The organism is Paenibacillus durus ATCC 35681, from assembly GCF_000993825.1.
Classification (GTDB): domain Bacteria; phylum Bacillota; class Bacilli; order Paenibacillales; family Paenibacillaceae; genus Paenibacillus_AQ; species Paenibacillus_AQ durus_B.
Genome location: NZ_CP011114.1, coordinates 900,263 through 921,763, shown reverse-complemented (window position 1 = coordinate 921,763; position 21,501 = coordinate 900,263). Strand labels below are relative to the sequence as shown.

13 protein-coding genes and 3 pseudogenes are annotated in these 21,501 nt (G+C 48.9%); 7 read left to right on the top strand and 9 right to left on the bottom strand.

Going from position 1 to position 21,501, the window contains the following annotated elements; genetic code table 11:
* Positions 1-172: 172 nt before the first annotated feature.
* The 4 genes and pseudogenes from VK70_RS04180 to sigK all read right to left on the bottom strand — a co-directional run.
* Positions 173-1,348, bottom strand: coding sequence for a response regulator (locus VK70_RS04180; RefSeq protein WP_025699994.1), 1,176 nt, complete (start codon positions 1,346-1,348; stop codon positions 173-175).
* 10 nt (positions 1,349-1,358) lie between these two features.
* Complete coding sequence (locus VK70_RS04175; protein ID WP_025699992.1) at positions 1,359-3,194, bottom strand: sensor histidine kinase; 1,836 nt, start codon at positions 3,192-3,194, stop codon at positions 1,359-1,361.
* 293 nt (positions 3,195-3,487) lie between these two features.
* Positions 3,488-4,195, bottom strand: coding sequence for a DNA alkylation repair protein (locus VK70_RS04170; RefSeq protein ID WP_025699990.1), 708 nt, complete (start codon positions 4,193-4,195; stop codon positions 3,488-3,490).
* Between the two features lie 321 nt (positions 4,196-4,516).
* A pseudogene (gene sigK / locus VK70_RS04165) lies at positions 4,517-5,032 on the bottom strand (RNA polymerase sporulation sigma factor SigK); the annotation flags it as partial.
* A gap of 281 nt (positions 5,033-5,313) precedes the next feature.
* Between sigK and VK70_RS04160 the strand changes: the two are divergent.
* Positions 5,314-5,601 (top strand): hypothetical protein, encoded by a 288-nt coding sequence (locus VK70_RS04160; protein WP_025693970.1) that lies wholly within the window; start codon positions 5,314-5,316, stop codon positions 5,599-5,601.
* Positions 5,602-5,773: 172 nt separating this feature from the next.
* On the opposite strand, the pseudogene VK70_RS29640 reads toward VK70_RS04160, so the two are convergent.
* The 3 genes and pseudogenes from VK70_RS29640 to VK70_RS04145 form a co-directional block, all read right to left on the bottom strand.
* Positions 5,774-6,353 (bottom strand): annotated as a pseudogene (locus VK70_RS29640) (transposase); the annotation flags it as partial.
* Positions 6,354-6,407: 54 nt separating this feature from the next.
* Positions 6,408-6,750, bottom strand: a pseudogene (locus tag VK70_RS29635) (transposase); the annotation flags it as partial.
* A gap of 266 nt (positions 6,751-7,016) precedes the next feature.
* Entirely contained in the window at positions 7,017-10,934 is a 3,918-nt protein-coding gene (locus tag VK70_RS04145; protein WP_179945324.1) for a serine-rich family protein, read from the bottom strand.
* Between the two features lie 233 nt (positions 10,935-11,167).
* On the opposite strand from VK70_RS04145, the gene VK70_RS04140 reads away from it, so the two are divergent.
* The 5 genes from VK70_RS04140 (at position 11,168) to VK70_RS26275 (ending at position 18,430) form a co-directional block, all read left to right on the top strand.
* Positions 11,168-11,509 (top strand): hypothetical protein, encoded by a 342-nt coding sequence (locus VK70_RS04140; RefSeq protein ID WP_025696473.1) that lies wholly within the window; start codon positions 11,168-11,170, stop codon positions 11,507-11,509.
* Between the two features lie 193 nt (positions 11,510-11,702).
* On the top strand, positions 11,703-13,013 hold the full coding sequence (locus tag VK70_RS04135) for a nucleotide sugar dehydrogenase (RefSeq protein WP_025696475.1): 1,311 nt from the start codon (positions 11,703-11,705) through the stop codon (positions 13,011-13,013).
* Positions 13,006-14,766: a CgeB family protein gene (locus VK70_RS29310; protein ID WP_025696477.1), complete on the top strand. Its 1,761-nt coding sequence runs from the start codon at positions 13,006-13,008 to the stop codon at positions 14,764-14,766. Before VK70_RS04135 ends, VK70_RS29310 begins: the two co-directional genes overlap by 8 nt.
* Positions 14,767-14,943: 177 nt before the next feature.
* On the top strand, positions 14,944-17,442 hold the full coding sequence (locus tag VK70_RS26280) for a glycosyltransferase family 4 protein (RefSeq protein WP_158454046.1): 2,499 nt from the start codon (positions 14,944-14,946) through the stop codon (positions 17,440-17,442).
* A 13-nt stretch (positions 17,443-17,455) separates the two neighbouring features.
* The gene (locus VK70_RS26275) at positions 17,456-18,430 is read left to right on the top strand and encodes a polysaccharide deacetylase family protein (protein WP_025696481.1); all 975 of its coding nucleotides are present in this window, start codon (positions 17,456-17,458) and stop codon (positions 18,428-18,430) included.
* Between the two features lie 385 nt (positions 18,431-18,815).
* Here the strand turns inward: VK70_RS26275 and VK70_RS04110 are convergent, their stop codons facing one another.
* Positions 18,816-19,217 carry a VOC family protein gene (locus tag VK70_RS04110; RefSeq protein WP_025696483.1) on the bottom strand — a complete coding sequence of 134 codons (402 nt, stop codon included), beginning with the start codon at positions 19,215-19,217 and terminating at the stop codon, positions 18,816-18,818.
* Between the two features lie 275 nt (positions 19,218-19,492).
* The gene (locus VK70_RS04105) at positions 19,493-20,290 is read right to left on the bottom strand and encodes an SDR family NAD(P)-dependent oxidoreductase (protein ID WP_046722842.1); all 798 of its coding nucleotides are present in this window, start codon (positions 20,288-20,290) and stop codon (positions 19,493-19,495) included.
* A gap of 574 nt (positions 20,291-20,864) precedes the next feature.
* On the opposite strand from VK70_RS04105, the gene VK70_RS04100 reads away from it, so the two are divergent.
* A complete protein-coding gene (locus VK70_RS04100) occupies positions 20,865-21,461 on the top strand; it encodes a hypothetical protein (protein ID WP_025694462.1) in 597 nt (198 codons plus the stop codon).
* The last annotated feature ends 40 nt before the right edge of the window (positions 21,462-21,501 follow it).

Here is a 21,501-nt window from a genome sequence, read left to right as displayed (position 1 = left end):
GCTCCTAAACATAGAGAAACTTAAGGGAAAATCATAGATTTCTTAAGATAATCTTGTTAATTGGTGTAATTTTATCTTACATAACTGATTTTGCTGTTTCCTTCAGCAATTAGTGTGCCAAAAAAAACCGTCCCCAAACTGAGGACGGCTTCCGTTCGTATCCTATTCGTCGCTATACATGGTCGAAGTCATCCTGCGACTGACGATAATCACTCGGTGTCAGACCGTACTGCTTTCGAAACATATACGTAAAGTGGGCCAGATCCGAATAACCGACCTGCTCGGCCACATCCGCAATGAGCAAATTTCGGTTCTGCAGCAATTGCTTGGCCCGTTCCATACGAATCCGGATCACATAACTCTTATATCCGATACCCGTTTTCTGTTTAAACAACTGGCTGAAATAAATCGGATTTAGATAGACAATGGAAGCCACTTTTTCCAAGGAAAGATTCTCATGAAAATTCTCTTTCATATATTGAATCGCGAGTTCAACCGCATCCTCGCTTTTGCTTGCGCTTTCCTGAACCGCAGAAGGCTTTCCTTTTCGCTGCAAATGCTTGACCATGTCGGGAATGACACTGAAATTCGTAAGGCACGGGCTGGCATGAAAGAGATGCGCTTTCAAGGTTCGGTCAAGTTCGGCAGCCAATTTTGTCTTGGCCTGCTCGAAATCGACATCGGGATTCACCCCAATGATTCCCATTAGGCTGCTATTGTCCAAACTCGTGAGCAGACCTTGTCCGTGTCTGTCGATCCATTCGGAAATGATCCGCTCGACAGCAAATAGTTTGACCAGTGAGTCCTCTTCTCTTTCCAGGTTTATGAAAAGGAAATGAAACTTCGGATATTGCTCCGCTAACGCAGTAATATCGAAGCCTTCAACGGAAAATCCCTGCGCCCATCGCCGGAAAATGGTCTCCCTCAAGAACTTCAAATGGATACGAACTTCATCTTGATCGGATAAACGGTTCTTCTCCTGGGCCCATTCCTCCTTCAGATGGCGAAGAATTTCAATCAGCCGTTCTCTTCCAATCGGTTTGACAATATAGTCCTTGGCTCCCAGCCTCAACGCTTCCTGAGCGAATTGGAACTCCGAATAAGCGGAAACGATAATCCACTTGGTTCGGGTATAGATTTTCAGAACGCTGCTCATCAGCTCCAATCCGTTCACGCCCGGCATCATAATATCCAGGAAGACGACATCAATCTGCTGATTGCGGAGTACTTCAATTGCTTTCTGCGCCGAATCTGCCGTCATGACGTTCATATCGGGATAAGTGCGCATTATTCTCCGTTCCATCCCTTCCCGAATCTCCATTTCATCGTCGACGATCAGAATGTTCATGTTACACCCCCTAAAGTGAATCATTATCCTTCCGAACGGGTTCCATAGGCAACAATACGCAAATAGTCGTTCCTTCGTTCACCGCGCTTTGAATCCGAAGGCCGAATTGGGATCCGAACTTCATAACAAGCCGCTGATGGACATTCACAAGGCCAATCCCCACTTCCGGATGCTCCTGAATGTCCGATGAATAGGCCGAAGACTGAATATCATTGGCATCGCGTTCTTCCAATGCCTTAATCCGCTCGAAAGCCTCTTCGATTAAACTAAGCTTACCGGCCGATATTCCGACTCCGTTATCTGCTATCGATACATTGACCGTGTGCCCTTTCACCTCCGTGTATACCGTCAGCCTGCCGGGCTTGTCCAAGTTATCAAAACCATGCACTACGGCATTTTCAATAAGCGGCTGAAGCGTCATCTTGGGAAGCCGGATCCCATACAGAGACTCAGGAATATCGATGAATACATAAAGATCGAACCCCGTTCTCGCTTGAATAATCCGCAAGTAATGCTGAACCTGCTCAAGTTCCTCGCCAAGCGTTACATTTGGTGAATTTTCCCAATCGCTGCTGTATTGGAACATCCTGGATAAAGACAGAATAATATTGCTCAGCTTCTCATCCTCGTACCGATCAATCATCCAATAGATCATATCCAGCGTATTATAAAGAAAATGGGGATTCACTTGCGACTGCAGCGCCTGAATTTGCGCATTCTTCTCATTGACGGAAACGACGCGAACACGTTCGATCAACTCGCGAATTTGGCCGGTCATCCGGTTAAAAGACGAAATGAGATAATTAATCTCCTCATATGATCTCAGTCGAATTGTCGTTTCCAGGTCGCCAATCTCCACGCGCTTCATCTCGTTTATCACCCGCTTAATGGGTGAAGAAATCGATCTTGACAGGAAGGAAGCGAGAGCAACGGACATAACCAGCAAAATACCCAGCGCTAGCGTTAAAAACCTCAGCGTCTGCCCCTGCTCCAGATTGAAGGCCGATTTGGGGATGACGCTTACGATCTTCCATCCCAGCTCGTTCTGTTTGGCCATTACTAGCATGTCTCCAGAATCGCTGCTTCTTACATACGCTTTGCCATTCTCCATCTCGGCTTCATCGGCTGCAGTTAGGGGCGGAATCATTCTGGCCTGATCGGAGGAAGCTATTGATTCATTCGTCGCCGACAGCACGAAGGATTGGCCTTTATCCCCAACTTGAAGATTCGCCATCGCTTCCTTAATCTGTGAAGGTCTCGTTTCAATGAGAACGATGCCTATAGGATTACGCGAAAATAACTCATAAATCGGTCGGCCGAATGAAAAGACATCGTCTTTCATGCTTTGATCGAACAGCGACTGTTTCTGGATCCCGAACCAGACCATATTGCCGGCAGACTGCCTGATTCTCGCGTACCAATCCTTTTGCTGATAATTCAGATCCGGTATGAAAGACAATTCGCTATATCCATAAATTTTACCCGAAACCGTAATGAGATAAATTCCGGTTACATCATCCCGGCTGTAAAAAATCGAACCGAGAATATTATTAATGGTTCGCTCCCGGATGAGATTCAGCGCCTCTTCCTCCTCTTCCGCAACGGCAAACCGTTGAATATCCGGGTTGTTGACAATGGATTTGGACAAGCCGTCATAGCTGTCTGCGAGAAGCTTCAGATAATCACCGGTTTGAATCAGGCTTTTGGAAGTGATCTCGCCGATTTTCATGCTTGTCTGCTCTGTCATTCTGGAATAAAACACGGCGCTGAGCACGAGAAGCAGCAGAACCGTGCAGCACAGAAACCAGATGAAGATGCGAACGCCTAGTGTATTCCATGGTCTCATGGACATTCATCCTCTGTATCAAGGTGTCTTGTGAGCGTCTGTATCAACATGGCTACTGTTTGCCCCTTTCCCCCTAATATAGAACAGAGGAAGCCCACGGCTTCCTCAACACAACCATTTATTTATAGTTTTTCCCATTCCAAACGGCAATAAGCGTCCACCGGCGAACCCCCTTTGAAGGGCTCTCTCTAATATAGCATTTACCCCTGCATTTCATTGTACTCATAATCCAATAATGAACGACATAGGGAGACTTAATTTAATTTATCGTTTTCATAAGGTATTTGTCACGGTCAACATCTTACATGCTTGCGTTTAAAACCAACCTGCCCTTTATCGACTGCCTTTTGAATATTTTCGGAAGCGTGAAGAAATTTGCTTTTTGCCTTATCCTTATTGATTTCTACTGGGCCTACAGTCCTTGCGGTCTCACACGCTTTATCATGAAGAGGCACATAGGATACCGCCACTGTATATAAAAAGTTGTTCATTGCGTATTTAGTGCGTTCTGGAGAATCATGAATCGTATCTTTCACCATCTCAAGCATACCGGCAAGTTTGCTTTCGGAAAACTCATCGTCCGGTCGGTTGCCGAGCAACCAGCAGTAACAGCTCCAGCCCGCTGACATTCTCAGCTCTTCACCGCTCGCGATCCATTTATCGGCAACTTCTTGTGCAATATCCGCTTCGGCCAAGGTTACTGCAACTACATAATCGGACAGCATATAAAAATAAGCCGCATCCATCCATCGGTCAAAATCGGCTTCCGTCATTGCATTGGGGTCGGCTATGATGCCGGCAAAATACATGGCGTCGTAATTCCCCGTGGCGTAAAGCTGCTCAGCCAGAGGCTGATTTATTTTGGTTTTCTTGAAGATAGGCTTCATTGCGCCGGTAGCCACGCCAAAAAGCGGTTCGTGCGCGCCATTCGAGCTGTATATTTTCTTGGTTCGTTCCTTGCCGAGCGCTTCAAGCTCCTGCATGACCATTTCTACATTCATTGTTTAACACTTCCTTTTTTCGAAGTACTCTCATCAAAGTAATCATAAGTAGTTCTGGATAAAGAAAGTGTACTGCACGGATTTCCCTGTCGCAAGCTCAGTATCCCTTTAGACATTGTACAAAAAATTGACCCTACAATTGAGTTTATACAAACGATGGCAACAATAGAGTATCGACAAAGTCAGAGTATTGGCACTAGTGAAATAGAATTAAAGCCTGTCTTTTCATAAGCAAAAAGCCTGGACATAGGGTACCTCCTAATGTCTAAATTCAAACCCATATCAGTGCAAGGAATTTCTTTGTGACAGCATATTTAGATTTTACCGCTTCGCCTTATAAAACTCATGATACAGCTTCATGAGGGTCCGCTTTTCGATCCGCGACACGTAACTCCGCGATACCCCCAGCTCTTTCGCAATCTCCCGCTGCGTACGTTCCTCGCCGCCCGTGTCCAGACCGAAGCGGCCGACCACGACTTCTTTTTCCCGGTCATCCAAAATATCCAGATTGCGGTAGATTTTGCTCTTCTCGATCTTGAGATCGACTTCCTTGATCACATCGTCTATCTCCGAGCCGAGGATATCTATCAATGTGATTTCGTTGCCTTCTTTATCTGTACCAATGGGGTCTTGCAGGGATACGTCCTTGCGGGTCTTCTTGAGCGAACGAAGATGCATCAGAATTTCGTTTTCTATACAGCGAGCGGCGAATGTGGCCAGTTTGGTCCCTTTATTGGGTCGGTAGCTCTCAATGGCCTTGATGAGCCCGATCGTGCCGATGGAGATCAGATCCTCCATGTCTTCGCCGGTGTTGTCGAATTTTCTATTTATTGCAGCGCCAGTTGGTCGAAAAGGAAAAAGCCGGCGGTTCAACCGCCGCTCATCATCACTACATTGGAGTTTTATAACAACCGTATACGAGCCTATATGGCTTGGCGTTCAGAATCGCCGTATAGTGTGTCCGCTTTACGTTTGGTTGGCAAGTGTCCAAATTCGGGGTCGGGCTGGCCATTGAAAAAATGGGAATATTCCGATTTAAATTCAACACATTTCTGGTCTCATTTTATTTATTTTCACATACAATGATGGCAGATTGGATGAAAAGGAGTGATATTCTTATGACGGATTATGAACATAACAACGACGAGACTTTGGATGAAGAACAAGAAAGTGACGAAGAGGCTTTGGCCAAGAAACAAGAACGTGACGCAGAGGCTCTAGCTAAGAAGCAAGAACGTGACAACGAGGCTCTAACTAAGAAGCAAGAACGTGACAACGAGGCTCTAGCTAAGAAGCAAGAACGTGACGAAAAAGCTTTGGCCAAGAAGCAAGAACATGACAACGAGGCTGTGACTGAGAAGGAACATAGCGATGATACTGACGATGATGCTGACAATGATAAATGATAGTTTTTGTTAAATAAAAAGTCATTTATCCGCTGAACTTCGACCCTATACGTGGACAACAGATTTAAATAACCTACTTAGTGAAAAGGTGGGGCTGTCCCAAAAGTCATCCTAAATGACTTAGGGATCGCCCCTGTTTCCATTCTGTAAAACAAAAAGAAGCCGTTCCTTACATTTCCTGCAAAATCAGACGCATTCGGTACGCTTTGACCGTATCCAGCTCACAATCTTTCAGTTTATCCAACGTTTCTTTTTGAGCTTTCGTCAAATTGGCTTCGTTTTTCAGCCAGATGTACCGTGTGTTCTTTAAATCCTCCGTCCGTTTGCTCTCCGTACGCCGCACCTCATCAACCGCTTCATTGGCCTCTTGTACGACATGAAATTGACGCTTGTCGGTTTCCTTCATGATACGCCTTACCGCATTCATCGGCATATCCTTAGCCATGGCGACAATCCATGCATCAAACAGTAAGGTAAATCCCGCACGGGGTTTGATTGCCCAAGGTTCGTTAACCCTTAAGATGCCGTTACATTGACCACAAATCGTTCGCGGGTGCCCTGCATGAAAGTAAATCGGGATAATCCGCAATATCCTTTACAGGTTGGACCTCTGCCCCACAGCCCGTACAGACAAACAAAGCCCTGTCGCGAAACTTCAAGTATACATCTAATTGCTTTAGCTTCTCGTCAAGTTGACAGCGATCAATATACCATGTATCGGGGATATGAAATATGACCTCCAGGTCCTTTATACTGGGTCCATTATTTCCCAGTATCCACGGCTGGATTTATTTTTAAACGTCGAGGAAGCGTAAAATGCTGTTTGCATATCGTTGAAACGAACGTGCAACGGCCGCCATCGGCTCACTTGGGAACGAACCGCCCACTGAGTCCATTGTTTGAAATACAAGTCTGCATAGATGGTAGGATACGTCCACATGTCTTGGAGTGCCAGTTTTAGCCGATACGCTTGCCTGTTTGTAAATTCATATCTTTCAGTTTGAGCATCATTTGCTTCTGACCTTCCGTCAGGTTGCTCTCATTTTTCAACCAGACATATCGGGTTTTCTTCAGTTCGAAGACTTCTTTCTGCTCTTCTCGGCGAAATTCATCTACCGCTTCATTGATGAGCTTCATTACATGAAATTTAAACTCGTAAAAAAATAATTAGGGGGGCAGACCGGAACTACCACTATAATGAAACACAAATTTCAGTCGTCAGAGTTTGTCAATCTAGCACACCTTACTGAACAAAATCCGCTCTACTTTGATGACTTCGCCCTGAACTAGTAGAGACATCGCTAAATATAATAATTCCGTAATAGAAAGGAGGCAACATATTGGATCGAAATGAGGAAAGTAAAAGTAAATTGGATCAGACATCATTAAAAAATGATGACGATGTAAAAGCCGTCTTAGGTGAGGATGCCGAAACGACAGCGAAAGCTAAAGTGCATGCGGATGCGAAAGCTGATGCTGACGCTGATGCGAAAGCGGAAGCTGATGCCGACGCGAAAGCGGACGCCGATGCCGATGCCGATGCTGACGCTGACGCTGATGCCGATGCCGATGCCGACGCTGATGCCGACGCCGATGCTGACGCTGATGCCGATGCGGATGCGGATGCTGACGCTGATGCGAAAGCGGAAGCTGATGCCGATGCCGACGCTGATGCGAAAGCGGACGCCGATGCTGACGCTGATGCCGACGCCGATGCCGACGCGGACGCCGATGCCGATGCTGACGCGGACGCCGATGCGAAAGCGGACGCGGATGCCGATGCCGACGCGGATGCCGATGCTGACGCTGACGCGGATGCCGATGCGGACGCGGATGCCGACGCTGACGCCGATGCGAAAGCGGACGCGGACGCCGATGCTGACGCGGACGCCGATGCGAAAGCTGATGCTGATGCGGATGCTGATGCTGATGCGGACGCTGACGCTGATGCCGACGCTGACGCTGACGCCGATGCGAAAGCGGACGCTGACGCTGATGCTGATGCCGATGCCGACGCGGATGCGAAAGCGGACGCCGATGCCGATGCCGACGCCGACGCTGACGCCGATGCCGATGCCGATGCCGACGCGAAAGCGGACGCCGATGCCGATGCTGATGCTGATGCTGATGCCGATGCCGACGCCGATGCCGATGCTGACGCTGATGCCGACGCTGACGCCGATGCCGATGCCGATGCGAAAGCGGATGCTGACGCTGACGCTGATGCCGACGCTGACGCGGATGCCGACGCCGATGCGAAAGCGGATGCCGACGCTGATGTGGATGCTGACGCTGATGCGGATGCGGACGCCGATGCCGACGCTGACGCCGATGCCGATGCGAAAGCGGACGCGGATGCCGACGCTGACGCGGATGCCGACGCCGATGCCGATGCCGATGCGGATGCCGACGCCGATGCGAAAGCGGACGCTGATGCTGATGCGGACGCCGATGCCGATGCGAAAGCGGACGCCGACGCCGACGCTGATGCTGATGCCGACGCCGACGCTGATGCTGATGCGGATGCGAAAGCGGACGCGGATGCCGACGCCGATGCCGATGCCGATGCTGATGCCGATGCCGACGCTGATGCCGATGCGAAAGCGGACGCGGATGCTGATGCGGATGCTGATGCGGACGCCGATGCCGATGCGAAAGCGGACGCGGATGCTGATGCTGACGCCGACGCTGACGCCGACGCCGATGCCGACGCGGATGCCGACGCTGATGCGAAAGCAGACGCCGATGCCGACGCCGATGCGAAAGCAGACGCCGATGCCGATGCTGACGCTGACGCCGATGCCGACGCGGATGCTGACGCTGATGCTGACGCCGATGCCGACGCTGACGCCGATGCCGATGCGAAAGCGGATGCTGACGCTGACGCCGATGCTGATGCCGACGCCGATGCGAAAGCGGATGCCGACGCTGACGCCGATGCTGATGCCGACGCCGATGCCGACGCTGACGCTGACGCCGATGCTGATGCCGACGCTGACGCCGATGCCGACGCTGATGCCGATGCCGACGCTGATGCCGACGCGAAAGCGGACGCCGATGCCGACGCTGATGCCGACGCTGATGCCGACGCCGACGCTGATGCTGATGCTGACGCTGATGCCGATGCCGACGCTGATGCCGACGCTGATGCGGACGCCGATGCGGACGCCGATGCCGATGCCGACGCTGACGCTGATGCGGACGCCGATGCTGATGCCGACGCCGATGCGAAAGCGGACGCTGATGCGGACGCCGATGCTGATGCCGACGCCGATGCCGACGCTGATGCGGACGCCGATGCTGACGCTGACGCTGATGCCGACGCCGATGCCGACGCGGACGCTGATGCTGATGCAGACGCCGATGCCGATGCCGACGCTGATGCCGATGCCGACGCCGATGCGGACGCCGATGCCGATGCCGACGCTGATGCCGATGCCGACGCTGATGCGGACGCCGATGCCGACGCTGATGCCGACGCCGACGCTGATGCCGATGCCGACGCAGACGCTGATGCCGACGCGGACGCTGATGCGGAAGCGAAAGCGGACGCTGATGCTGATGCGGACGCCGATGCTGATGCCGACGCGGACGCTGACGCGGATGCCGATGCCGACGCTGATGCCGATGCCGACGCGGATGCCGATGCGGAAGCGAAAGCGGACGCTGATGCTGATGCAGACGCTGATGCAGACGCTGACGCCGATGCTGACGCCGATGCTGACGCTGATGCGGATGCCGACGCTGACGCCGACGCCGATGCCGATGCCGACGCGGATGCAGACGCTGATGCCGACGCGGATGCCGATGCGGACGCCGATGCCGATGCGGAAGCGAAAGCAGACGCTGATGCCGACGCCGATGCTGATGCCGACGCGGATGCGGACGCTGATGCCGATGCGGACGCCGATGCCGACGCAGACGCTGATGCCGATGCTGACGCCGATGCCGACGCTGACGCGGACGCCGACGCTGATGCCGATGCTGATGCCGACGCCGATGCCGATGCCGATGCCGACGCTGACGCCGATGCGGATGCTGACGCCGACGCTGACGCCGATGCGGATGCGGACGCCGACGCTGATGCGGACGCTGACGCTGATGCCGACGCCGATGCCGATGCCGACGCTGATGCCGACGCGAAAGCGGATGCGGATGCGGATGCTGACGCCGACGCAGACGCTGATGCCGACGCTGATGCCGACGCCGATGCTGACGCCGACGCTGATGCCGACGCTGATGCCGACGCCGACGCTGATGCCGACGCCGATGCTGACGCTGATGCTGATGCAGACGCTGATGCGGACGCTGACGCTGATGCGGACGCTGACGCCGATGCTGATGCTGATGCGGACGCTGACGCTGATGCTGATGCCGACGCCGATGCCGACGCTGATGCCGATGCCGACGCTGATGCCGATGCTGACGCCGATGCCGAAGCGAAAGCGGATGCTGACGCCGATGCTGATGCGGACGCCGACGCTGATGCCGACGCTGACGCCGATGCCGACGCCGATGCCGACGCCGATGCCGACGCTGACGCCGATGCCGACGCCGATGCCGACGCTGATGCTGACGCCGACGCTGATGCTGATGCTGATGCCGACGCCGATGCCGACGCCGATGCCGACGCTGATGCTGATGCCGATGCCGATGCCGACGCGAAAGCGGACGCCGATGCGGATGCGGACGCCGATGCCGACGCCGATGCCGACGCTGATGCCGATGCGGACGCCGATGCTGACGCCGATGCCGACGCTGACGCCGATGCTGACGCCGATGCCGACGCCGATGCGGATGCCGACGCCGATGCCGATGCTGACGCGAAAGCGGACGCCGATGCCGACGCCGATGCGGATGCTGATGCCGACGCTGACGCTGACGCCGATGCGGATGCTGACGCCGATGCCGATGCGGATGCTGACGCTGATGCGAAAGCTGACGCCGATGCGGATGCTGACGCCGATGCTGATGCGGATGCCGATGCGGATGCTGACGCTGACGCCGATGCGGATGCGGATGCCGATGCGGATGCTGACGCTGATGCGAAAGCGGACGCCGATGCTGATGCGGACGCTGATGCGGACGCCGATGCGGATGCCGACGCCGATGCGAAAGCGGACGCTGATGCGGATGCGGATGCTGATGCCGACGCCGACGCTGACGCTGATGCCGACGCCGATGCCGATGCGAAAGCGGACGCAGACGCAAACGCCGATGCTGATGCGGACGCTGATGCCGACGCTGATGCGGATGCCGATGCCGACGCTGATGCGGATGCTGACGCCGATGCGAAAGCGGACGCTGGGCACAATACCTTTACAAACGGACACAATACGGTGATCAACTACTCTGATAATACCAGTACAGCTATCGCTATGACTCTATCTACACTTGCTATGCTGGAAGCCTTGAAGGGAAATCATAATTCAAAAAATATTGATACCCTGATCTCTAACCTCACAAATACACTGAGTGTGTTGTTAGAATCCGGAAACGAGAATCGTAAAGCTATCCTTAAGGCTATTAATTCTTCTCACAAAGAAGAGTAATTAAGGAGGATTGTATGACACAAACAAACGTATCACGCTGTTTAATTCCTACAAAGAAAGATAGCGATAGTCTGTATGTGAAGGTTAAAAACAGCAATGAACAATTCAGCCGTCAATTCAATATGAATGCATACGATAATGCATCGTCCACAAAAGAAACTTTGCCCGTTTATATTGATGACAAACTTACACTTATAGATACTCTGGAGCCTGGAGCGCAGAAAGTCTATAGAATAGACGTGTCGAAAGTAGCGGGAAAGGTTATTTTTGAAATTATTCAAAAAAAAGGCGGCTCAGGTATTAAAGTATCCAGAAACAACAAAAATCCGTCTGCTGTAGAATTACAAATTAAATAAAACCTTAGGACCGACCGGGAGTTCCATTGGACTCCCGGTTTTTATTCGCATGTTCGACTTTATCGCAGCCATATATAACGCGAAGCATCGTCATACACAGGGCTCACGCCTTTTTTTATATTTCTATGATATCTGCCGTTACCAAGAAAAATCCCATTCATATTCTATTCCTGAAGACCCAAGAACGGGGGAGATGTCTATGAAGCTTTGTGTAGTAGGATTAGGTTATATCGGCTTGCCGACAGCCGTTATGTTTGCTAATTCTGGAATAAATGTCCATGGAATCGATGTCAATCCAACTGTGATCGACATGATTCGTTCAAAACGAATTCATTTGCATGAACCCGGTTTGGAAAAAGCCTTGGAGGATGCAATCGATACGGGGGTTTTCACGGTTTCGATGCAGCCGCAGGAAGCGGATGTCTTTATTATTGCCGTGCCGACGCCAGTCGGACCCGGAAAAACGGCTAATTTGTCGCAAGTTGTCAAGGCTGCGGAAATGCTTGTCCCCATTTTGAAGGCAGGAGATTTGGTCGTTCTCGAATCTACGGTGCCCCCTACAACGGTGGAATCGGTACTGCTCCCTGTACTCAAACAAACGCATCTGGTCATCGGCGAACAGTTGTTTGTTTGCTACTCTCCTGAGCGGGTGATGCCGGGCAGGCTGTTTCACGAACTGAAGCATAATGACCGAATTGTTGGAGGAATAAATCTGCTTTCTGCTCAAAAGTGCGCGGAACTATACGAACGAATAGTAGACGGGACCATTCATATTACCGATACCATAACCGCCGAAATGGTCAAATTGATGGAGAATACGTACCGTGACGTTAATATCGCATTGGCGAACGAACTGGCACGAATTGCGGAAGAGGTTGGTTTTAACGTTTGGGAAGCGATCCAACTGGCTAACTCGCATCCGAGAGTTCAAATTCATTCACCCGGTCCCGGTGTTGGGGGTCACTGTATCGCTGTCGATCCATGGTTTATTTTCGAAAAAGCGCCCAAGGCTGCCCGATTGATTGAGCTATCGCGGATAACGAACGACAATGTTCCTCAGCTGATCTCAAATCGGATCCGTGAAATGGTAAGGAATGTCCATAAGCCTGTCATTACCCTGCTTGGTGTCGCATTTAAAGGGGATATAGACGACATCAGAGAGAGTCCTTCCCTTGTCGTAATAAACGAGCTTCGGAAAAACGGTTGTCAGCTTAAAATTTACGATCCCTATGTCCACCAAGACATGACGGATAAGGTGCCCACATTGAATGAAGCCGTAACGGGATCCGATTGCATCGTCCTACTTACCGACCATACGATATTCAAAGATATTGATTTCGACCTGATCGGAAGGTTGATGCGATCACGGCGGATCATCGATACCCGAAATCTGGTGGATCTTAATCGGCTTAGACTTTCGGGATTCTTATGTGAAAAAATCGGCACACCGCTTGCGCACGTTACGATGCCGCACAGACTAGGTGAGTCTATTCGATATGACTAAAAACCGAGCGGACCGGAAACAATTGCGGGCAATGATCTTGGACAGGATTAGACTTCTCAAGCCGTATAGGTTAAGCAGTTGCGGACGGCCCGACATCCGTGTGGCCTGTATCATGGATCCGTTCAGCTATGCATGCTTCAAACACGAATGCACGTTGATGCATCTGAATGCCTCAACTTGGAGGCGACAAATCCAAAGTTTTAATCCGAATTTCTTATTGGTGGAATCCGCCTGGAAGGGGCTCGACGGTTCATGGCGTCGCCAGCTTTGCGATATCGGCGGAAAGCCGGACGCGGTAATACGGAAATTAATCAGGTTTTGCAGGAAAAACGGAATACCCACCGTGTTTTGGAACAAGGAGGATTCCCCAAACTACAAGCACTTCATCTCTACCGCCAAATTATTCGATTACGTATTTACTACCGACGCAAACTGTATCAAGCGGTATAGACGGGATCTGGGCCACGACCGGGTCGGAGTCCTCCCTTTTGCCGCACAGCCCGTGCTCCATAATCCCGTTAATACCAGCTATCGTTCAAAGGATAACGTGGCCTTCGCAGGGACCTGGTATCGAACCAAATACCCCCATAGGCTAAAGGATATGTCGTTGATTCTGGGTCCGGCCCGGAGCTTTAACCTGCATATCTTTGATCGAAAACGCAATTACAGAATCAACAATGTTTATAAGTTTCCCTTAAGATATCGCCCTTATATTGTAGGCGCATTGCCCTATGACAAGATGGTAGAGGCATATAAGCTTTACAAGGTATTTTTAAACGTAAACTCGGTGAAAGACAGCCCGACGATGTATTCGAGAAGAGTTTTCGAAATACTTGCAGCAGGAACGAATGTGATTAGCACTTACTCCCTCGGTATTGAAACTATGTTTCCCGGAATTGTGCCAATCGCGGGATCGGTATATGAGTCGAATGCTCTCTTAAACAACCTGCTTCATAACGCCCATTACAGCGAGCGGCTCAGTTTGTTGGGGCTGCGGGAAGTACATCTGAAGCATTTGTACAGACACAGGTTCGATCAAATTCTTAAAACGCTCGGGATCGCGACATCCGGACATAAGGGTGTGGCAATCGTCGCCTGTCAGGATCAATATGTATGTCTGGATGGGCTGCTCAAGAGTTTTCATAAACAGGCCTGGGAACATAAGGAGCTGATCCTTTTGTTTGACAAGAGCAGCGTATCCCAAAAGCAGAAAAAGGAATTGCAATCCAAGCTAAACGTATCGCTGCATCTGTTTTCCAGGAAGACCCCTTATGACGAGCGCATCCGCTTTGCGATCCGCCATACCGATTGCGATTTCGTCGCTCTGATGAATGGAACAGACTATTATGCCGCTCATTTCCTGACCGACCTGATGCATGCCTTTCATTATACGGATGCCTCTATCGTCGGTAAGCAGGCCCGCTATATGTACCTGGAATCCCGGAACCAACTGATGCTCGTTTCCCCGGATAAAGAGAACCGGTATGTCGACCGGCTAAGCGGGGAAGCAATGATCGTGAAAAAGGAGGTTTTATCTGAAATTTCACTGCGCGGCAGGACGGATGAGGGGTTTGAACAGTTTTTTTCGGACTGCCGGAGCAGCAGCATGAAAATGTTCGCTGCGGATAAATTCAATTACATCCGCATGGTTAAGGAAAGCGACGAGTCTCCCTTATCCGTAGACGAGGCGGATACCGAAACAACTACGGTCGTAACCTGCGGCGGCGATCATTTAGCATATACCACAGTATAGGTCGATACTAACGATAGGAGAGAAACCATTAGGATGACTGAACATGGAGAACACCCGTCTGACCCGGTAACAAGGTTGCATGATTATCCCGAAATCGCTTCGGATGAATGGGACGCAAACCGATTACTTGAGATTGCATCCGTTATGGGTGAAGTTCCGGAAGCCAAGAGGCGGTCAATGTGGAAGCTTGTCAGCCAATCTCTATTGAGCTCCGGCTCACATCTGCCAATCACCCCTGAAACTGATAAGCTGTTAACCGATCTGTTCTCCGGAAAACATGCTTGGGCATGTTTGCGGATGCGCTGGCTGGTCGAACGGAGGGAACTGGAAGAAGTACAGCGGAAATTGCATGATTTTGCGGACCCTCAGAAGGTGAAAATCCTCCTCTATCTGGCTAAAATCTGCTGTCAATCCAATGATTTTATTACTGCATTAAACTATGCGAAACAAGCTTATCGCATCGACGCCAATAATGTGCAAGTGCACAGGCGACTTGCGAGCGTCCATCATCGGCTCGGCAACATCACGGAGAGGCTGTTTTTTCTGAAGCGGGTTAATGAGCGAAATGGTCGCCTCTATGACAATGAACTGGCAAATGCGCGTGATGAAATCCGACATTGGCACAAACAGTGGGAATTGGATGACGATTTGTGCCGTATCGTTCATGGCTCTACAATAGTCCACGTATGGAACAAATCTCTCCCCACAATAAACGGCTACACCGTGAGAAATGCGGAAATTATTAAACATCAGAAGGAAATAGGACTGCATGCCGTCGGAGTTACTAAACTGGGATGGCCCCCGGCTGACCATTGCGGTTCAGTTCATACCTGCCTTAACGGGGTTGACTTGTATCGCCTATACGATGCGAACCATACCGAATTGAACAAGATGCCGATGAGCCAATATTTCCGGTTATATGCCCTTCAGTTCGCCAAATTGCTCGAGGATCTGAAGCCGGGCATTATACATGCGGCATCGAATTTTCAAAACGCTCTCCCTCCGCTTGTGGTCGCCCGTAAGTTCGGAATTCGGTCCGTTTATGAAGTGAGAGGCATGTGGCATTATACACAATCTTCAAAAACGAGAGGGTTTGAGCATTCGGAACGGTACCGCCTGCACGAAGCTTATGAATTGACCTGCTGCCGACTTGCTGATCGGGTCGTTGTCATCAACGATGGTTTAAAGAAGCATCTGATTGATCTGGGCATCCCTTCGGAGAAAATAACAGTCGTTTATAACGGCGTAAATGTTAACTATTTTCAACCGCAGCCGCCATGTCCCGAGTTGCAACAGACCTTCGGGCTCGAGGGAAAACTCGTTATCGGATTTGTCGGAACCCTGGAGAAGTACGAGGGACTAGACTATCTGCTTCACGCCCTAGCTATCCTGCAAGGGCAGCGCAGCGATATAAAGCTTATTATCGTCGGAGGAGGACCCGCCCTACCCGATTTGCATAGACTGTCAGTGACACTTGGTCTGCAAAGAGAAGTCTCATTTGTCGGTGCGGTTCCCCATGAGCAGGTTAGGAAGTTTTACTCGGTCATGGATATCCTGCCCTTTCCGCGAACGAGGGCGAAGGTTTGCGAACTGGTGACTCCGCTGAAGCCATTCGAAGCGATGGCGATGGGAAAAACCGTAATGGTCAGCGATATACCAGCCTTACGAGAGATAGTGTCGGATGGTAACACCGGCCTGATATTTCAGCCGGAGGATGCTGCGTCGCTTGCGGAGGCGATAGCCAGTGCCGAGCGGCATCCCTGCTTGGGAAGGAATGCGAGGGAATGGGTGATACAAGAAAGGGACTGGCGCAACCTTTTACGCGGCTATGTTGACGTCTATAACGAATTAAGACCACCGGAAATAAGCAATCAGCGAAATAGGGAAGGAGTTTCTTTGGAAATATCGGGTAGCGATTCGAGTTTGCCCGTCGTTACCGTAAGTTATCGACCTGAAAATCATACTTGTGACGCACAAGAAAACCGTGAAGACTATATCGTCGATTATTTAGACGACTACGTAGGTCACGGCCAGCCGATCGAAGCCCCTGCCGGTTGGTTGGATCTGAGAAATCAAACCTACGAAAACTACATTGTAAAAACCAAACGAACTTACAAGAGTACAAGATCGGCAGAGTATGCAGCTCGCAAGTCATTAAATAAGGGGTACTATGTAAAACCCTTTGTGAGAAGGCTGTTTACTCCTGATATCATCTCGATCACTCATTCCAAGGAAATCCGCAGCGGAGGCCCGAGGAGTGGATTTCTTCTCGAAACATTGGAGGATATCGGAGGGCCGCCGCAAGAATATTATCACTTTCAGATGCCGGATTGTCCATTTCATTACTCCATTTTTTGGGGAATCTTTATGGCTGCACCGGGTCACAAACAGGGAGAAGTGGTGACAGACGAACGGCTTATCGGATTCATCCATTTGCGGCGGACGGGGAATGTCGCCCTATACACGCTAATACTAGGACACGGCGATCATTTGGTTGACGGGATCATGTTCCATCTCCATTTGGATATAGTTAAATGGATCTTGGACGATGACAATCCATACGGCCAAGGCTTGGATCATTTGATATACGGTCGTTACTATGACGGCGGGGAAGGCCGGATCACATGGCGAAAAAAAACGGGTTTCGAACCCGCTTATCTCATGCATCCCGAATGAAGGGAGAATTCGAATGGAACAAGCAGACAAACCGGAAAAGAAGCTTACGATATTTATTACGATTGATACGGAAGACGCATACTTTAAAATACCAAGACTGATCACCGGGGAGGGATTGCCCGAGCAGCCGGGAATCGGAAAAATTATGGATATGATGGATCGTTACCGGGTCAAAGGAAACTTTTTCCTGGATGTATACGATGTTAAGTACGATTCTGCCCTTCTCCAAAAGTTTGCCCGGAACATCCATCTCAGGGGCCATGAAGTAGAGCTGCATACCCATCCGTCCGGAAATCTGCCGTTTTACAGTAAACCGATCTATAAATATCCGTTACGCGAGCAGATTGACATCTTGGAGTACGGGAAAAATTTCATCGCCGAGCAAACAGGATCATACCCGATTGCGCACAGAGGGGGATCTTACGCGATTAACGAAAACACGCTGTACGCTTTATCGGAGATCGGCATACCGATCGATTCCTCCGTTTTTTATCAACACCCTAATAATAATCTGGAACAAATCCCGACCGTGAATAAAACAATTTCCTATTATAACACCATCGAGATTCCGGTCACCTATGTCAAAATAATCTCGAAGACCGGAGAAATTCAGACATCCAAATTCGATCTGGACTGGTTATCTTATGATGAATTAGTGAAAGTAATCCAATTAGCGAAGACCCACGGGCTCAGAAAGATGACCCTCTTTTTGCACAGCTTCTCATTTATAAACAAAAAAACCAAACCCGCTACTACACCGGAGAATCCCTCGGCCCTGTTCCGTGATAAATCTTCGGGTGGAACTGTATACTGTGAAATATACGGAACCGACTATCCGGATATTTCTTCCTTCGAGAGGTTGCTTCACTATATGACAAGCGATCCCGAAATTGAAGTCTCCACGTTTAAAGATTGGTACGCAAGCCATAAGAACGAACCTCCGGGTGAAGATTATATACCGGTAATCGACAGACTTCTCAAGAAATAATGCAGCTTATCCCTTCTTGAGCTTAACAGTTATCGGCACTTTTATCTGGAATGTCGTGTTAGTCTTTCTCGGAAGAATTACGGGGAACGCTTGGGAAACAATCGCCGGTTATGTTGATGTTTACGCTATGATAGCTTTAGCTGCCTTTATGTTGATTGCAATAGTAGTAGGGGCGATCTTCATTAAAAAGCGTTTTTTGAATACAGCGAAGTACCAGGGTGATAAGTAAGGCTGATTTATAAATAGGTACAAAAAAACTGGCGTTTAACACGGTTATATTTGCCACTGGCACGTTCAGCTCAAAGTTACTTGTCTTTCTTCTGATGCTGCCGCAAAAGTGAGGGCCGAGGGAAAGCATCCCTGGCCTGCGGCTAGTCAATCAACTCTATGATCCTAATACTCGATGGATAAGATCATCTGTCCATTGAATATATTCGATAACAGCTCCGTTTTTGTGCCTAGCATTAAAACCACGACCATTTGGTGCATCAAATGGTCCGTTTATGATTTCTGCTCCAACGCTTTCAATCTCTCTTATAGTGAAGTCAATATCTTTTACAACAAACGTTGCTTGGGTTTCACGAAAAGGAGCAAGTGATTCGTTAGAACCTGCAATTATCAGTAGATCAGCAATACCAACCAATTCCAAACCTAATTCAGGTATTCCTTCGTGCCAGTCAAGTTTCATACCTGTCATTAATTCAACGTGAGCAAGAGCAGGTTTTAAATCATTGACATAGATTCGAGCATACATTTTCAAGGTATTTGAATTTGAGTCTAGAACCATATATTAAACCACCTTTATTACTTTTTACATGGCTAAACAATAGTATAACCTGTAGAAATATTACCTTGGAAGTAGGCACATTAATGTTACTAAAGATATCGATCAGGTTTTTATATGCTTCTGTTCCCCGCCATCCCTAAACCGCGCTGCGAACGTGGCCAGCTTGGTCCCTTTATCCGGAGAAATTCAAGATATACCCATTGCATGACCCATGCTCGCCCTCAACAATTCGATATCCGTATTTGCCTGCTCCACCACTTTAAAACTGTGCTGTGTTAATCTTTCAGTCGAACATTTTGGTTATTCTTAGAATTGCCTGCATAATCAAAAAGTGGTTCACTAAGTTTGAATTCAAAGTCTTCTCTGTCAACTCTACCAACAGTCATGTTGCTATCATAAAGCTGCAAGAGAAAATGGGCCATTTCATCGCTTGTATGGTATTTACTAAACACGTTGTCATAGTCATACTCGCTCGTATTGTTGGCCACTTGTCCAAATTCGGTTTTGGTAGCCGCTGGTGCCAATACTTTAGCTTGTAATTTTGCATTGGCGGCTTTCAGTTCATGGGCCAATCCTTCAGTAAATGCACTGACATAAAACTTGGTAGCACAGTAGGTAACGGCCGTTGGCACGATTGTGTATCCACCAGCTGATGATATATTGATTAATTGTGTACCATCCACGTCTTTATAATCACGTACATACAAGGACGAAAAGATAGTTAGGGCTTCCACGTTTAGGCGCAGCATGGTTTCAATCTTGTCCAAGTCTTGACCGGACACACTCTCATAGTTACCGAAACCTGCATTATTAATCCATGTTTCGATTTCGTACGAATTTAACTCTCGATAGAGTTGATGGACGTTTTGATTGACGGATACATCCACTGCTTTTATCACAATATCCAGCTCAGGAATTTCCTGCAAAATTTCTCTTTTCAGTTCGTTCAGATTGTGTTCACGGCGAGCAACAAGTATGATATTTTTCTTGCGTTTTGCGAAAGCCTTAGCTGTCGCGTAACCAATACCAGCGCTTGCTCCGGTAATAACTGTGTATTTCCCCTGTGTAGCCATTTTAATCTTCCCCTTTCACTTGGCATACCGACCCCTAACATATATTGCAATCATAATACTATTATGGATCAGCTTTGGCATCCTTATTATGCAACATATGAAAAGGCGACCGTTATCCCATTCTTCCCAAATGATTGCCTAATCCTCTCGCAGCCATTTATGTTACGTACGAGCTTGCCAAACTCATTGAGCGTTATTCAGGTCGGGACGGTGTTGCGAATTCATGAGTCTGAGTGAGAAAAATGGGCCAGGGGCGGATAAATTGCCGCCACCCGGAGCCAATCACACTGATACTTCCGTGTTATGCCCAGGTACGAAACTGTGGTGCAAAGAGAACAACGCCGGCTGCAGCTCATATGCACATCCATATTACAGGTTTTTGGATCGCGTTTAGGCACTAAGATACTCCTAGTCTATCCAAAAAACTATCTTTTGGATATAATTAGTAGGTTAACATCTCTTGGAAGGCTTGATATGTAGAAAAGCATGATTGGATAGTCTACAAAATTCCTGCTTCTGAGTGGACAATTAGTTTTGCTAGTGGTACTGCGGTTGGGGGGTCTTTGAAACTAAGATGATTAAAAAACTAATATTCTGTGTTCTTGTCGTCATGTCTTTATCTGCTTGTAGTTCAAATGAGCAAAGCAATCAACCGCAACCTACAAAATCACCGGAGGAAATTGCAAAAGCGGTATCCGGATTGGTTGAAGAAAGGGACGAGGTACAAGATGTTTCGTTCTACTATGCTCAAACAACCGAGCAAAACAAGGGTAAGAGCGATTTTTATGTTTACTTTTCTAATGACAATGGAAAAGTGTCGAATTTGGAATTTGTAGTGCAGTATATAGGGGCCCATCAAATAGACACTAATTGGATCGAAATCAGAGCTGATGACCAGTTATTTAGCATAAATAATATCAATGATTATGTTAGAGGAAGCATGTCACTTTATGCTGTACAAGAAGTTTATTCAAGTACAGTTTACCCTGATGACTTAAAAATGATTAGAGCAATGGCGAATGCAGAGAAGACAATAATTCGTTTAACTGGAACCGGTTTGTACAGCACGGATATTAAATTAAGTAAGCAACAAAAGCAGGCAATGTTGAATGTTATTAGAGCTTATAAAAATGCAGGTGGAGATCGCTATTTTTTGGGTGATGAACTGTGAGTCCTCTTATAGGGCTCTTTTATTATGCCTGATGATCCCT